This window comes from Anaerospora hongkongensis, assembly GCF_004339805.1.
Taxonomy (GTDB): Bacteria; Bacillota; Negativicutes; order Sporomusales; family DSM-15969; genus Anaerospora; species Anaerospora hongkongensis.
On the sequence record NZ_SLUI01000005.1, the window covers coordinates 285806 to 300043 of the forward strand.

Consider the following 14238-nt stretch of genomic DNA (forward strand, 5'->3'; position numbering starts at 1 on the left):
CTCACCTCTCCTGGTGTATTTCTTGCTAATTGGCACTTGGCGCTTACGTACAAATGCAAACTGCCAATTATCAAGCAGCCCGCCGTCATAAATTGAGGCCGTTTCTGTGCAAAACGGCCTCAATATCCTAACTACCTTACTTGGCAATCGTTCCTTCTACCCCTTGAACAAACCAGTTAAATTCCAGCATGTCCTTATCAGACATCTTTTGACCGTTCTCCACTTTTAAACTGCCCTGCTGGTCTTTAATCGGGCCGGTAAATACATCCCACGACCCTTTAATGATTTCCTCTTTCTTCTTGGCAATCAACGCTTTCGTATCTTCGGCAACCATGGGGCCGTATGGGCCAAGGTCAATAATGTTTTCCGCCATCGATCCCCAATATTGCTCTGATTTCCAGGTCTTATCCAAAACGGCTTTCACTGTTTTTACATAGTAGGGCCCCCAGTTCCAAACAGGCCCAGTCAACACGGCTTTGGGTGCGAAGCTGCGCATGTCCGAATTATAGGAAACGGCAAATTTCCCTTTTTCCTCAGCAGCCTGCATGGGGGCGGGAGTATCCTGATGCATGGCAATAACGTCGGCACCAGCATCCAGCAAGCTCTTGGCAGCATCTTTCTCTGTGGCTGGATTGTACCAGGTATTACTCCATACAACTTTTACTTTTACGTTAGGATTCACGGACTGCGCCCCGAGGGTAAAGGCATTAATGCCGCGGACAACTTCCGGAATCGGGAAAGCGGCAACGTAACCAATCGTATTGCTTTGCGTCTGTTTGCCGGCAGCTATGCCGGATAAATATCGGGCTTGATACATTCTGCCAAAATAAGTCCCCACATTGGCGGCTGTTTTATAGCCCGAACAGTGGAGGAAGGTAACGTCAGGGAACTTTTGCGCTACCTTTTGGATATAATCCATATAACCAAAGCTGGTGGCAAAAATTATTTTATTGCCTTTCATCGCCAGCTCGGTAAGTACCCGTTCCGCATCTGCCCCTTCGGGAACAGATTCAACATAGGTAGCTTCGACATTCGGCATTTCTTTTTCCAGGTACTTACGGCCCTGATCATGAGCAGTGCTCCAGCCAGCATCACCGACCGGCCCTACATACACAAAGGCAACTTTTACCTTGTCCGCTTTTGCCGGTGCCTTGTCTGCCGGAGCGGCACTTTTGCCACAGCCGGTTACCAGCAGCGCAGCAATAAGTACCATTGCCAGCAGCAGGAGCCCAATTTTACGCTTTCCTTGTTTTTTCACCGTATCTCCTCCTTACGAATAATGCCACTCGCTCTATTGCAGGGGAATACCCCAGAGCAGCCATAAACACGCACAAAAGCCCGAGCTAAGGAAAGGTAGCTTGCAACACTGCTCACTAACTCACCCGCCCGGGCTTTTTATCCCTTCGGCGTATCCCATAAAATGGGTATATGCCATGTATCCGTAGGCAAACAAAACGACCTATGAATCGTCAGGCACATTCCACTCATAGTAAGGTATTTTTCGGTCACCTTGTAGAGACTCCCGGACCCTATTTCCAAGATTATACGAGTGTAAGCTTATTATTCAGTTATAGTCCTCTTGCAAAAAACATTAGTACTTTGTAATTGAGTATACCGGAAATACCAACAGAAGTCTAGAGGGTTTTTTACTACTTATGTGCACAAATCAATCCGTTGCTTACATCATAATAAGCTACTGGTGTTCCTACGTTCTTGCTGTCAGCATGCACCTCCCGGATAATTTGCCGGGTATGTTCGTGACAGGAGAACAGAAAGACTTGCTGGGTGCCGGCCACGTCTAAAAGAACTTTAGCTGCCCCCCGCTGCCGCAAAGCATCAAAACGCACAAGAATGTCATCAAGGATAAGCGGCACCGGCTCCAGCAGCCGCCCAAACTCTAAGGCTAATCCCAGCCGCACCGCCAAATATACCTGGTCGGCTAAGCCGCTGCTCCAGATATCCTCTCTTTTGCTGTTCCGGGCGCTGTCCAGCAATTGGACGTCACTGCCGCCGATCGCAGAGAACAGCTGGTAGCGGCTGCCGGTCATCGTGCGGAGAAATTTATCAGCCTGTAAAATAACACCTGGCTGCCGTTCCTGTTCATAAATGCTGCGGGCTTGCTCCAGAAACTGCCGGGAAAGAGACAATCTCGCCCATTGTTTCACTGCCTCCGCCAGCTGTGAAGCCACTGCATTGCGTTCAGCAAGGAGGATATTCAGCTTATCGTCCTGGCCAAGTTGTTTTAATTGGTTATCAAGCGCTCCCACCGCCTGCGGTTTTTGCGCAGCACCTCTTTCGAGCGCGATTTTCTCCTGGCTGAGGCGATCCCGCTCCTGACTAATCTCGACAAGATTAGTAGCGGCAAGTGCGGCTTCAAGAGCGGCTTGCTTCGCTGCCGTTCCGGCGATTGCCCGCAAAGCCGCCGCCATTTTTGCACTCGTGTCCTCACTCATCCGCCACTCTTCATACCGCGCAGCTAAAGCCCGGAACTCTTCTTCACCGGCTGTTTCAGTCTGCCGGTAAAGTCCGGCTAGCTCAGCAGCACTTAGCGCCGCCTGGGTGCGGCTTTGCTCTAGACTGAGCAGAAGCTGATCCGCTGTTTGCTGCAAATGCAATTTTTCTTTGGCAACTTCTCTGGCTGCAGTTAGTTCCTGGTATAGCTGTTCCAAATCGTGCACCGATAAAACCGCATTACCAGTGCGCTGCAGCTGTTGCTGTATGAGGGCAAACTCTGCCTGCAGGTTATCGAGATATGCACCGGTTACAGCCGAACGGGCGGCGGCTTGTTCATACTGACGTTTCAGCGCTCGGGCTCCTTCTACTGCCTTCAGGACAATCTCAAATGCCTCCGGGCTGCTTTCGGTAGAAAAGTGGCGCATTTTCAGCCAATTTTGCCATTCATCCGTTAGCAGCTGTTTTTCCCGGTAACACGCCTGGACTTTTAGCAAAGCGGCTTCTGCCCGCTGTGCGGCTGCTTTTTGCTTTTCAGCCAGCTCTCCAGATTGCTTCAATAACTGCTGCCGGTTTTCAAACGCTTTGCGGATCGTAACTACTTCTTTTTCCAGCTCATCTGCTTCCTCGATCGTATCCGGTTTGCCCAGTCCCATAGCCTGAGTAGCAGCTTCCAGGCGCACCTCGCAAAGCTGCCATTCCTTGTCCAAATCAGCCAGTGTTCCGGCTATTTTGGCCTTCTGCTGCTTAAGCCGCTGCTCCTCTGCCGCCATCTGCAGCCCCCATGCGCGCCGTTCTTTGACCTCCTGCTGCCGCTGCCGCATAACAAGGATAGCCGCGATAAGGCCGGCACACGCAACAGCAGCAGCACCTGCATATGTTACCTGCCATAAGAAGCCTGCTCCCGCCAAACAGCCTGCGCCAATTACCGGCCCTGCCCAAGCCGGCAGAAAAGCGGACTGCAGCTTGCGGCCTGCTGCTGCTTGAGCCAATTGGCAGTCAAGCTCAGCCGCCGCCTCAAGGCTGGCGTTGCGGGCTTGCCTAAGTTGTTCCCCTTTGATTAACTGGCTTCGCGTTGTGCGCAGCCCTTCCTCGAGCAGCTCCATTTCCTTAGCTGTCGTCACTCCCGGCACAGGCATCCGTTCCAACTGCAGCCTGAATCGCCGGACCTCCTCATTCAGCTCCTCGCGCAGCTGGACAGCACGCTTTTCACTCACTTCCGCCTCGCTGATTTTTTGCGTTACCTGCAGGAAACGGCCAGCAAACTCCTGCACCTTTTGCCTGACAGCAACGGATATATCCACCTCAGCCAGCATGGCATCCTGCCACTCGGGGCCGATTTCCCGGAGTGAGCGTTGATACTGTTCCTTCAGACTCTGCTCTTCTGCCTGCTGCAGCGGCTGTTGTTTACGCTCTATGGCCAGCCGGCCTTTCTCACTGTAAAGGCGTTCAATATCGCTTTGCGCACAAAGGAGAGCATTATCAACCATCAAACCGGCAAGCTGGCTCTGCGCTTCCTGATGGAGTCTTGCTTTCTCCTGTACATCAGCTTCATTATCCCGGTGTTTCTGCAGCAGGTTTTCCAGCTTAATCAGCCCATTGCCGGGAAAATCACGGGCATCTTCAACCTGGGCTTTTTTCTCCAGGGCAAGCTGCAGATTTGTCCATGGTTCCCAGGCCTGTTCAAGCTGAACCAGCAGGGCCAGGCGGCTGTTGACCTCCCCCAGCCGGGTTGTATCTTGCTGCATAGCCTGAACAAGTTCCGCTTTTTTAGCCGTGAGTTCGGCATATAAAGCCTCATCTTTCCCCGCTTCCCGAATCTTCGCAGCAAGCTCTTCCTGTTCCTTAAGCAGCCTGTTAATCAGCTTTCTGCCCTGAGGAGCAGCTACCAGCAAATCGGCTCGTTCTTCCTCCACTTTTTTTATGGCCTCAACAAGGGCTGTTCCTCCGGCACCTGCAAAGAAACGTGACCGGACGGTATTTTCCGACAACAGTTTTAAGCCCTGCAAATCTTCCAGCCCGATGGCAAACACTTTTTCGTACGTTGCCCGGTCAAGACCATTCAGCCATTTCACTGCCGGCTCCAACGGCACTACCTGACCACTGCTGCCGGTAATAACCGCATTTTTCCCACTGCGGCTGATGAGAAACTCTTGTCCGGCCTGGTCTTCAATAAGCAGCTTCCCGCTGCAATCGGCACCGCTATTTTTAGGAAACCCGAATAAAACAGAGCGGATAAACCTCATCAGGGTAGTTTTGCCGCTTTCGTTATTGCCCACAAATACAACCAACCCTTTGGGCAAATCGAGAATATTATGACGGCGATAAATACCATACTGATCAAGATAGATTGCTTTAATCCTCACTCAACGTCCTCCCCGGCAAGCAGCAAGTCTAATCCGCTGATCTCAGCAGCATCGAGCAGGTCCAGCAGTTCCTGTTCGGAGAATCCCATAATGACCTGCTTAATTTTGTTACTTTCCGGGCGGCTTAAAAGCACTTCCCAGACAGACTCCGCCGTTTGCGTTCCCTGCCTTAGAGCATCAGCAGCGCGGAGATAGTCACCTACCAGGTCAGGCACTTCCCGGCGCTTATCAATATCGACTGCCGGCCTGGTCTTAATCGCAATAGAATCAAACCAGGCAAAGTCACTGCGCCGCTCCTCGCCTTCATTTAAATCGGCAAGCAAATCCCGCACAATATCATTTTGTCTGAGCATTTCATGCAGGCTGCTGCGTCCCGTGATTGTCAGCCGGCTGATACTGCCGCGCTGCTTTGCCTGCACCCGCAGATCCTGCTGTTTGGCAAACAGCTTCTTTCTGAGACTGTCGATGGTTTCGGTCTCGCTGATCGTCAAATCATCCCGGAACCAGCGCAGCACATCCGTCGCATGAAACTCAAGGTCTGTGCTGCCATCCGCCTGAACCCGGACAAGACAGCAGCCTTTTTCACCGGTTTCTTTGATGCTGCGCCCTTGCGTGTTGCCCGGATAAACACTAAGCGGCGCTTTGTCCGACAAGATCGTCCGGCTGTGGATGTGTCCCAATGCCCAATAGTCCATATTGGCATCGTACAAATCTGCCATCGTACAAGGCGCATAGTCATCATGATCGACACAGGCACCGACATTGCAATGCAGCAAGCCGATCGCATATTCGTCCGCTTGCTGACGCCTGAACTTAGCCGCCAAATTTTGCTTAAGCCGGTATTCAGCGTGACTAATACCATAAATATGGGCCAGAACGCGCCCCTCATATACGACCGGGATACGTTCGACCTTCTCGGCGCCAAATACGTGAACGCTTGGGGGCATAGCAATGTTAGCCCGCCATGCTTTTACCGGATCATGATTGCCATGAACGGCAAAACAGCGTATGTTATGCCTGGCTGCCCTCGCCAGCGTATCGGTATAGCGGATTTGTGCTCTAAGACTGTTATCGGCTCCATCGTAGATATCACCGCTAATCAAAACAAATGCAGCATTGTTTTCAATTGCAACAGAAATAACATTGTCAAAAGCCTGGAAAGTTGCTTCTCTGAGCAGGCTCGCCAGTCGCTCATTCTTGCTGAACAGCCCTTCAAAAGGACTATCAAGATGTAAATCGGCACAATGAACAAATGCAAAAGGGACTCTTGAACTCATCATTTTCGCTCCCTGACACTATCATTACAGGCTATTTCCACAGGCCTTAGCCGTTATCCTTGTCTCGTCTGGAAACCAGGCTTCCTTTAATGCCTGAACGGCGGCGAGCATATCGCCTGCGGGAATTTTAGAAAAGTAAAGAATCATCCGGGGATACTCCTCGGGTATATTCTCCCAGTAATAGTCCTGCACGGAGGCAACCCGGCAGCCTTTAAGCATAGCCCTGTCAACCAGTTCCTGCGCTGTACGGTTGGATTTAACAGTAATCAGCGTATGCAGCCCCGATTCTGTATCATTCACATCGATTCGTTCGCCGAACACCTGTCTGAGTGCATCAAAAAATAGCAGGCTCTTCTCAGAATATAATTTGCGCAGACGGCGGATCTGTCTGTCCAGGTGGCCATCAGCCATGAACTTGGCTAGTGCCAGCTGCTCAATGGTGGATGCAGCCTGGTTGTACAAGGTGGCATTCTTGTGATAAACAGGCAGCAGCCGGTCGGGCAGTACCATGTAACTAATTCGCATTGACGGCGGCATTACTTTAGAGAACGAACCTAAATAGACAACATTTTCGCCGGAATCCAGACCTTTAAGCGCTGGTATAGGACGTCCAAAATAGCGAAATTCACTGTCATAATCGTCTTCAATGATTGTTGCCCCCACTTCCTTTGCCCATCTCAGCAGCCGGTTCCGCTTGCCGATAGGCATAATATAGCCTGTCGGAAACTGATGAGAAGGACTGATATAAACCAGCCGGGTTTTACTGGCAACCAGTTCATCCATATTCACCCCGTCAGGGTTCATTTCAATCGGGATGATATGAAAGCCATGGTCGGCAAAGATATGCCGGCCATTTTTAAAACCTGGCTCTTCAAAAGCAATACTGCAATTATCAGCTTTTAAAATACTGCAAAGCATATTCAGCAGACTTTGTACACCGGGACCGATAATGATTTGTTCTTTATGCACCTTTCCGCCTCTGGAGTTGTGTACATATCTGGCAATCTCACTGCGCAATTCTTCTTCACCCTGAATGCTGCCGTAGCCCACCAATCGTTCTTTATTTAAGAAAACCTTGCTGATATAACGCTTCCATAACGAAAAATTGAAACCGTCCTGATCCATTTCCCCACTGGCAAAATCGTATATAATCTTGCTTTCCGCTCTTTTGCCAGCAGTTGCTGCAGCCTGGACTTCTGTCGGCCAGGCCGCTTTAAAGACACTTCCCTCAAACTTGTTTACGCGGTAACGCGAACGGTCGCAGTTTTCGATATAGCCTTCGCTCATCAATTGCTGATAAGCTTTCTCAACTGTAATCTTACTGACTGCCAGGCTTTTGGCCAAGCCACGGATAGAAGGCAGCTTCTCGCCTTCTCCCAGCCTGCTGGTTTCAATCTCACCTTTAAAGTACTGATAAAGCTGTATATATAAGGGATCTTTACTTTCAGGACTAAGCATAATGAGCTCCATCCTCGTTCACCTCCAAAACTGTACCTATTAAAAATATCGATTCTGTATATTTTAAAAGCATCATTTATATTTTATAATACAACTACCATTTTGGAAACGAGTAATTGATACCTTATAGGAGGCATAAAACATGAAAGTATACAAAGCTCTTACGGTAGCCGGTTCAGATACCAGCGGCGGCGCTGGTTTACAGGCCGATTTGAAGACTTTTCAGGAGCTCGGCGTCTACGGCATGACGGCCATTACCGTCATAGTGGCGCAAAATCCCCAAAACGAATGGGCCCACGACGTTTTCCCCCTGCCGCTGGAGGTATTGGAAGCCCAGCTGGAAACTGTTCTGGCAGGCATTGGCGTTGACGCCTTAAAGACAGGCATGCTTGCCACCAGCGAAGTCATCTCATTAGTGGCGAAAAAGATCGATCAGTACAAGGTAAAAAATATTGTCATCGATCCGGTAATGGTTTGCAAAGGCACCGACGAAGTGCTGCATCCCGAGTCAGCCATCAGCATTCGTGAGGAACTGGCTCCCCGGGCAACTATTATTACCCCCAACGTATTTGAAGCAACACAGCTAAGTGGTATCGCCGCGATCCGCTCTGTAGAAGACATGAAAGCAGCCGCTGAGAAAATTTTTGCACTTGGCCCTAAAAATGTGCTGATTAAAGGCGGTTCCAAGCTTGGTACGGCTACAGCAGTAGATGTCCTGTACGACGGCAACGAATTTGAAGTGCTCGAATCGGCCAAGATTGACACGCCCTATACACATGGCGCAGGCTGCACCTATGCGGCAGCGATAACGGCCGGTCTCGCTCAGGGTCTGCCTGTCCGGGCAGCGGTAAAACAAGCAAAAGCGTTCATTACTGCCGCAATCAGCCATTCCTTCCCGCTTAACTCTTACGTAGGTCCTACCTACCACGCAGCACACCGCTTAAAATAATTCTGTGCTGGCGCAGCCAGCACATATAAGAAGCGGCCTGGCATACGACCAGGCCGCTTGTTTATGCAATTGTTAAAAAGCGGTCCGGTATTCAGCCGGACCGCTTTAACTATGCGTTGCTTAATTCTTTGCCCAGTGCCCGGCAAGCTTCCAAGCCGTCCTCATCGGGCATATTCTGAATGATCAGCCCTTCGCCTACCATCTTGGCACCGCAGCCTTGCATTCTGGCAACCCAGTCCTGCATCCATTCTCCGTTACCCCAGCCGTAAGAACCGAAAAAAGAGCAATCGGCTTCCCGGCAACAACAGACTCAATTGAGCTGATAAAAGGCTCCATTTCCGCTTCTTCCAGCACTTCTGCGCCCATTGAAGGGCAGCCGATAGCCAGTGCGTCGGCATGGGCCACTGTATCTTTATCGGCCTCACCTACGTGAAGCAGTCTTACTTCTGCCCCCTGGGCTTTTGCTCCTTCAACAACTGCTTCAGCCATTGCCTCCGTATTACCTGAACCACTCCAGTAAATTACCGTTATTTTGCTCATTACGCTTCCCCCTATTTATGTGTAATTAGATAACCCGCTACAAAACAGACAAGCACAGTCTTAAGCATCAGGCTTGCACCAGCTCCTCCATAATTCCCTGCTCATCTTCAATAATTAATTCGCCGTCGCATGTCAGCATCCGGTATTGGACATAGCTCAGCATTGCCAATGCGTGGGCATGGCAGCTGCCTACAGCATTCAGATTAAGCACAATGCGCCGGTAACCGTACTGCAAGTGATCGAGCATCTTATTTTTCAGGAACTCGATATGCTCTTGGCATACATCACCACCGATATTGATATGCACCTGTTCAAAATCACTCTTTACCAGAATTGACATTCGCCACCCTCCTGTTTTCACATTCGAAGTCGTGCTGTCATTTATATTAAGAAGCTGACTACCTCGCGCATCGCGATGATCAGCCCTAGCAAAACAATGAGAAACCCAATCCCTTTTCTAAATAAAAACATCTTCCCTCCCCCTCAACGATGATATTGATAATCATTTTCATTTATATAATAATCAATCTTTGCTTCTCTTGTCAAGTTATTTGGCAAAAAAACAGCCGTACCTTTAGGTACGGCTGCTGGATGAAACAGCATTACGGATATACACGACAAGCATTTCAGTTACCTTAACATTCTGCATCTGCACACCTGACAAAACCAACAGTAGACCAGCTGCAGACAGCATCGTTACCTGCTCTCCCAGCCACCAAAACCCTACTCCCTGGGCGATAATCGGCGATACATAGGTCCAGGTTGAAGAGAACACAGGCCCGCTTTTCTTTACAAGCCAATAAAAGATACCATGCCCAACGATTGACCCCAATACGGTTAAATAAAGCCAGGACCATACAGCAGTCGGCGTTATCCGCACTGTGCCGAAGGATTCAAAAAATAACGAAAGCAATAACAGCCCGATACCGCCAAAAATCATCTGATAGGCATTAAATAAAAAAACATCCGTCGTTTGCTGCAAAGCCCGCCTTGAACGTACCGCCCCGACTGCCGCACATAACTCTCCTGCGAGAACAGCCAGCACTGCCCATATTGCCCAGGAGTTCGCTTCAACCATTACCGAGGGATATATTGCCAATACAACTCCGGCAAAACCAATGCCCAAACCAGCCTTTTGCACTCCGGCCAGCTTATTTTCTTTTTTATGCCACTGTATAAGTGCAATCATAGCCGGCGATGCCGCCGCAAGTAAAGCTGCCAGACCGGATGAAATATATTGTTCTCCCCAATAGAGAGCTGCGAACAACGCTGTCGTCATCATCAAGCCCACATATAAGGCATCTTTCAGTTGTGCCGAAGCTAACCGTATTGTTTGGCGCTTACCATACAATACCAGGCCAACAGCTAAACCTGCAGCTAAAAAACGGGTACCACCAAAGAAGAATGGCGGTATGCCGGCATCAACACCTACTTTTATAGCTAGAAATGTTGTGCCGAAAATCAGACACATAACGATATAGGCAATGTACAACAACCTCTCCCCCTTGCAGTTATATAAAACACTTGCTAACATGTACTTATATAACACGATTTTCACTATAACAGTCAACTTTACACTATAACAGTTAAAGGGAGGGATAAAGTGAATATCCACCTGGACCGCCATTCTACCATTCCGCTGAAAGAACAAATTTACTTAGATATCGCCCAACGCATTCGCACAGAGCTTTTCAAACCCGGCCAGCAGCTTCCTTCCGTCAGGCAGTATGCCGCACAGCTTGGCGTAAGTCTGCTGACGGTTGTTGCCGCCTATCGTCTGCTGGAACAAGCCGGACTGGTGCAGACGATACACGGCAGCGGAACCTTTGTCGCTAAACAAGGGCGCGGCCTGTTTACTGCTTCACAGCAAACAGGAATGAATCAAGCAAATCCGTGGGATTGGCAGCTAACAGTAAACGATTATCTGCCCCGGGCAAGTATGTGGAGCCAAAGCGCTGAACGGCTCCCCAGATCCATTATGGACCTGGCTACCGCCGCTATTCACAGCAGTTTGCTGCCCATTGGACCGCTGTCAGCCTCTATACAAAAAGCGCTGACGCTGTATCCTGATGCCATCGGTAAATTATCCACCTTTGGCGGGGATCCCGAATTCATTGCTGTCATTGCCGATTACCTCAAAACCTGTGACATTTCCCTTGAGCCACACCAGATGCTGATTAGCAATGGAACGCAACAAGGTATTGATCTCTTCTGTCGAACTTTCCTCGGCCCAGCCGATACCATTGCCGTTGAAACTCCCTGCTTTTCCGGAGCGATTGACGCTTTTAGGCTAAGTCAGGCTACCATTCAGCCAATTCCGGTAGATAGTCAGGGAATTCGCCTGGACATTCTGGAAGAGGTAGCCGAAAAAACCTCGCTGAAAGCCATTTATACTGTCCCTACTTATCATAATCCGACAGGATCGGTTATGCCGCTAAGACGGCGCCATGAGCTGCTTGAGTTTGCCTCTGCTCATAATATTCTCATTTTAGAGGATGAACCTCACCGGGAACTGGTTTTTACTGCCAGTGCCAAAAAGCTGCCCCCGCCATTAAAGATGCTCGACACCAGCGGCAGAGTCATCTATTTAAAAGGGTTCAGCAAATTTTTATTCCCCGGTATCCGGTTAGGACTCCTTGCTGCCGATGGGACGATCTATAAGCGGCTGCTTGCCGCTAAATCAATCGTTGATATGGGTTCGCCGCTTTGGCCGCAAAAATCACTAATTCCCTTTTTTCAAAGTTCACAGGTAAAAAAACACCTGACTCAGCTTAATCAGGTTCTACGTAAGCGCAGTCAATTGGTTACCAAGACCCTTGAGACCAGCCTCAACCCCTGCATTAAATGGCAAAACCCAGCGGCAGGTTTATACCTGTGGCTTACACTGCCTCCCCAGATCAGCGCCGACAGCCTTATTCCCGAAGCGCATCACCGGGGTATTCATTTCCTGCCTAGTTCGATTTTTTATCCCGGTGAACCGGCCGCTAACCACCTTAGAATCTGCTGGACCAATCTTTCTGATCAGGATTTACCGGTAAGCCTGGCTATTCTCTGCGAACTGCTGAACCATGCGGTCCAGCGAGATTGCCAGTAACGAATAAACCACTGTTGATGCAATTCAACAGTGGTTTATTCGTTACCGGGCTCTTTTTTCAAGACCGTACAAATCTTCTATGCTGTTACTAAGCAACGCATGCGCATCTTTTATCGCCTGATTATAGATATGTGGTCCGATTTGTACGGTAATAAATTCAAGAACTTTCGCAGCCTGGAATTCACTGATTTCTTCCTCTCTTTCTGTGAGAAAAAACTCCTGAATGCTTCTGAGCAGATCCTGGCTGACTTCTTTGCTAAACTCCAGCTCTTTCATTTGGACTACCCCGCTTTATTATTACTCAAAGGAACCGGAAACAAAAATCCGAACAAGTTCAGGATCAAATTGCGAACCGGCACCACGCTGCAATTCGACAATCGCCTCTTGATGACTGAGCGCCTTTCGATAAGGCCTGGCGCTGGTCATGGCATCATAGGCATCGACAATCGCCATTATACGGCATTCAAACGGGATCTTTTTACCGGCCAGTCCCAATGGATAGCCTGTTCCATCCCACCACTCATGATGCTTTAAAATCCAATCAGCAATCGGCAGCAAATCTGTGGAAGCCTGCGCAATACGATACCCAATTTCACAGTGGCGTTGAACTTCTAAACGCTCCTCATTACTTAGCATACCCTGTTTGTACAAAATGTGATCAGGTACACCAATTTTACCGACATCATGAAATTCCGCAAATAGCTGAATGCCAGTGATTTCGGAATCCGGAATTCCCGCCACGATCGCAAAATTTGCGACTAAACTCTGCATCCGGTCACTGTGTCCTTCGTTATTATAATCACGAGCCGTCAGCATTTGCTTCAACGTTTGAATAATTGACCCCTGAATGCCGGCTTTACGATATAATTTTTCACGATACATCTTATTATCTGCTTCCCGCAGCAGATCGGCTATGTTCTGACCGGGAGCAGAGGAATAAGCAAAGCCAACCGACATCTGTACCGGAACCGCACCGTCACTGAACTTTTCAGTTTCAAGCCGGATATTATCGCGAATCCGCTTGTAGAAAGTCTCCATATCCTCTAAGGAAGTCCCCCGCACTAAAATAGAAAATTCGTCGCCGCCTGTTCGGGCAATAATGTCCTGTGCGCGAAAAGACAGCTGAAAAATTGTTGCTGCCCGGGTCAGCAAAATATCTCCCTGAGCATGTCCGAACGTATCGTTAACAAATTTCAAACCATCGAGGTCAATCATAAATACCCCGATGCCATCTGCCGTACTGCCAGAGAACTCTGTGATTTCTTTTTCAAAATAGGTGCGGTTAAAAAGACCAGTCAAGGAATCATGGTAAATCAAATACAAAAGATGTTCCTGGGCCTGTTCACTCTGGGCAAGATAACGCTGCGCCTTAACCTGCTCATCTTTATAATGTTTTAAAATCACCATGAAAACCCATACATTGAAAATGATCGTAGTCATTAAGCCAATGGAGATATCAATAAATCGATCTAACCTGCCTGCATAATTTACAATAATGGACGGATAGTAATATTCCAAAAATAACAGGGCATTAACCGCTACTAAAAAGCCGAACACAACAGCAACTCTGCGTATGCCGAACAGCATGGTGGCGCCCATCGAGGAAAAAAGAATGACATAAAAAGGGATACTGCCGGAAATGCCGCCATTTAATATCCAGGAGGCCGGAATAATAATAAAAACGACTATCACCAAAGTCGAAACAACGGTTTGATAATACTGTTTTATCATGGACAGGTAATAAAGCCCGGCTAAAATAATTGCATAAATAATGCATGATAATACCAGCAACGAATCTAAGTCCAAAATATAGTTGGTAACAGCGCTCCATATGGCTAAGAAAAACCCAAAAATCAGGATTATATTTAACAGTCGATGTTCCAACGTAAATTCCGGTTCATTGCCAATCAATTCTGAGAAATTTAAGCCCATCTTGGCTAACACACCTTCCTAGCCCGCCCATCTTTGCCGATACGCTAATGCAATAGACTAGTTAAAATGCAAAATAGCAAAACATTCAATTCATTTACAAGTTGTATTTATTTTCGACATAATCCTAAAAATTCCCTGTCAGGCTTGTACAAAAGCTGCTAAACAACTGTA

The 14238-nt window shown here is 48.6% G+C and carries 11 protein-coding genes and 1 riboswitch; of the genes, 2 read left to right on the forward strand and 9 right to left on the reverse strand.

All coding sequences use genetic code 11. The annotated features are described in order from the left end of the window. Positions 1-136 precede the first annotated feature (136 nt). The 4 genes from EV210_RS09455 to pdxR form a co-directional block, all read right to left on the reverse strand. Complete coding sequence (locus EV210_RS09455; protein WP_243650494.1) at positions 137-1258, reverse strand: BMP family ABC transporter substrate-binding protein; 1122 nt, start codon at positions 1256-1258, stop codon at positions 137-139. Between the two features lie 209 nt (positions 1259-1467). After that, positions 1468-1569: riboswitch (purine riboswitch) on the reverse strand. Between the two features lie 80 nt (positions 1570-1649). Continuing rightward, a complete protein-coding gene (locus EV210_RS09460; RefSeq protein WP_132079032.1) occupies positions 1650-4817 on the reverse strand; it encodes an AAA family ATPase in 3168 nt (1055 codons plus the stop codon). Continuing rightward, the gene (locus EV210_RS09465; protein ID WP_132079035.1) at positions 4814-6097 is read right to left on the reverse strand and encodes a metallophosphoesterase family protein; all 1284 of its coding nucleotides are present in this window, start codon (positions 6095-6097) and stop codon (positions 4814-4816) included. The genes EV210_RS09460 and EV210_RS09465 overlap by 4 nt, the downstream gene beginning before the upstream one ends. A gap of 21 nt (positions 6098-6118) precedes the next feature. After that, the gene (pdxR, locus tag EV210_RS09470) at positions 6119-7564 is read right to left on the reverse strand and encodes a MocR-like pyridoxine biosynthesis transcription factor PdxR (protein WP_132079038.1); all 1446 of its coding nucleotides are present in this window, start codon (positions 7562-7564) and stop codon (positions 6119-6121) included. A 130-nt stretch (positions 7565-7694) separates the two neighbouring features. On the opposite strand from pdxR, the gene pdxK reads away from it, so the two are divergent. Beyond that, on the forward strand, positions 7695-8501 hold the full coding sequence (gene pdxK, locus EV210_RS09475) for a pyridoxine/pyridoxal/pyridoxamine kinase (protein ID WP_132079041.1): 807 nt from the start codon (positions 7695-7697) through the stop codon (positions 8499-8501). Positions 8502-8696: 195 nt separating this feature from the next. Here pdxK and EV210_RS09480 read toward each other — a convergent pair whose 3' ends face one another. The 3 genes from EV210_RS09480 to EV210_RS09490 all read right to left on the reverse strand — a co-directional run bounded on the left by EV210_RS09480 (position 8697) and on the right by EV210_RS09490 (position 10533). Beyond that, positions 8697-9041: a flavodoxin domain-containing protein gene (locus tag EV210_RS09480; protein ID WP_481157913.1), complete on the reverse strand. Its 345-nt coding sequence runs from the start codon at positions 9039-9041 to the stop codon at positions 8697-8699. A 67-nt stretch (positions 9042-9108) separates the two neighbouring features. Then, positions 9109-9381 (reverse strand): sulfate transporter, encoded by a 273-nt coding sequence (locus EV210_RS09485; protein ID WP_132079044.1) that lies wholly within the window; start codon positions 9379-9381, stop codon positions 9109-9111. A 234-nt stretch (positions 9382-9615) separates the two neighbouring features. Then, positions 9616-10533: a DMT family transporter gene (locus EV210_RS09490; protein ID WP_165898846.1), complete on the reverse strand. Its 918-nt coding sequence runs from the start codon at positions 10531-10533 to the stop codon at positions 9616-9618. Positions 10534-10644: 111 nt separating this feature from the next. Between EV210_RS09490 and EV210_RS09495 the strand changes: the two genes are divergently transcribed. Beyond that, on the forward strand, positions 10645-12135 hold the full coding sequence (locus EV210_RS09495) for an aminotransferase-like domain-containing protein (RefSeq protein ID WP_132079050.1): 1491 nt from the start codon (positions 10645-10647) through the stop codon (positions 12133-12135). A gap of 42 nt (positions 12136-12177) precedes the next feature. Here EV210_RS09495 and EV210_RS09500 read toward each other — a convergent pair whose 3' ends face one another. Both EV210_RS09500 and EV210_RS09505 read right to left on the reverse strand, forming a co-directional pair. Continuing rightward, positions 12178-12411, reverse strand: a complete 234-nt coding sequence (locus tag EV210_RS09500) for a DUF2164 domain-containing protein (protein ID WP_132079053.1) — start codon at positions 12409-12411, stop codon at positions 12178-12180. A gap of 21 nt (positions 12412-12432) precedes the next feature. Beyond that, positions 12433-14079, reverse strand: coding sequence for a bifunctional diguanylate cyclase/phosphohydrolase (locus EV210_RS09505; protein WP_132079056.1), 1647 nt, complete (start codon positions 14077-14079; stop codon positions 12433-12435). Between the last annotated feature and the right edge of the window lie 159 nt (positions 14080-14238).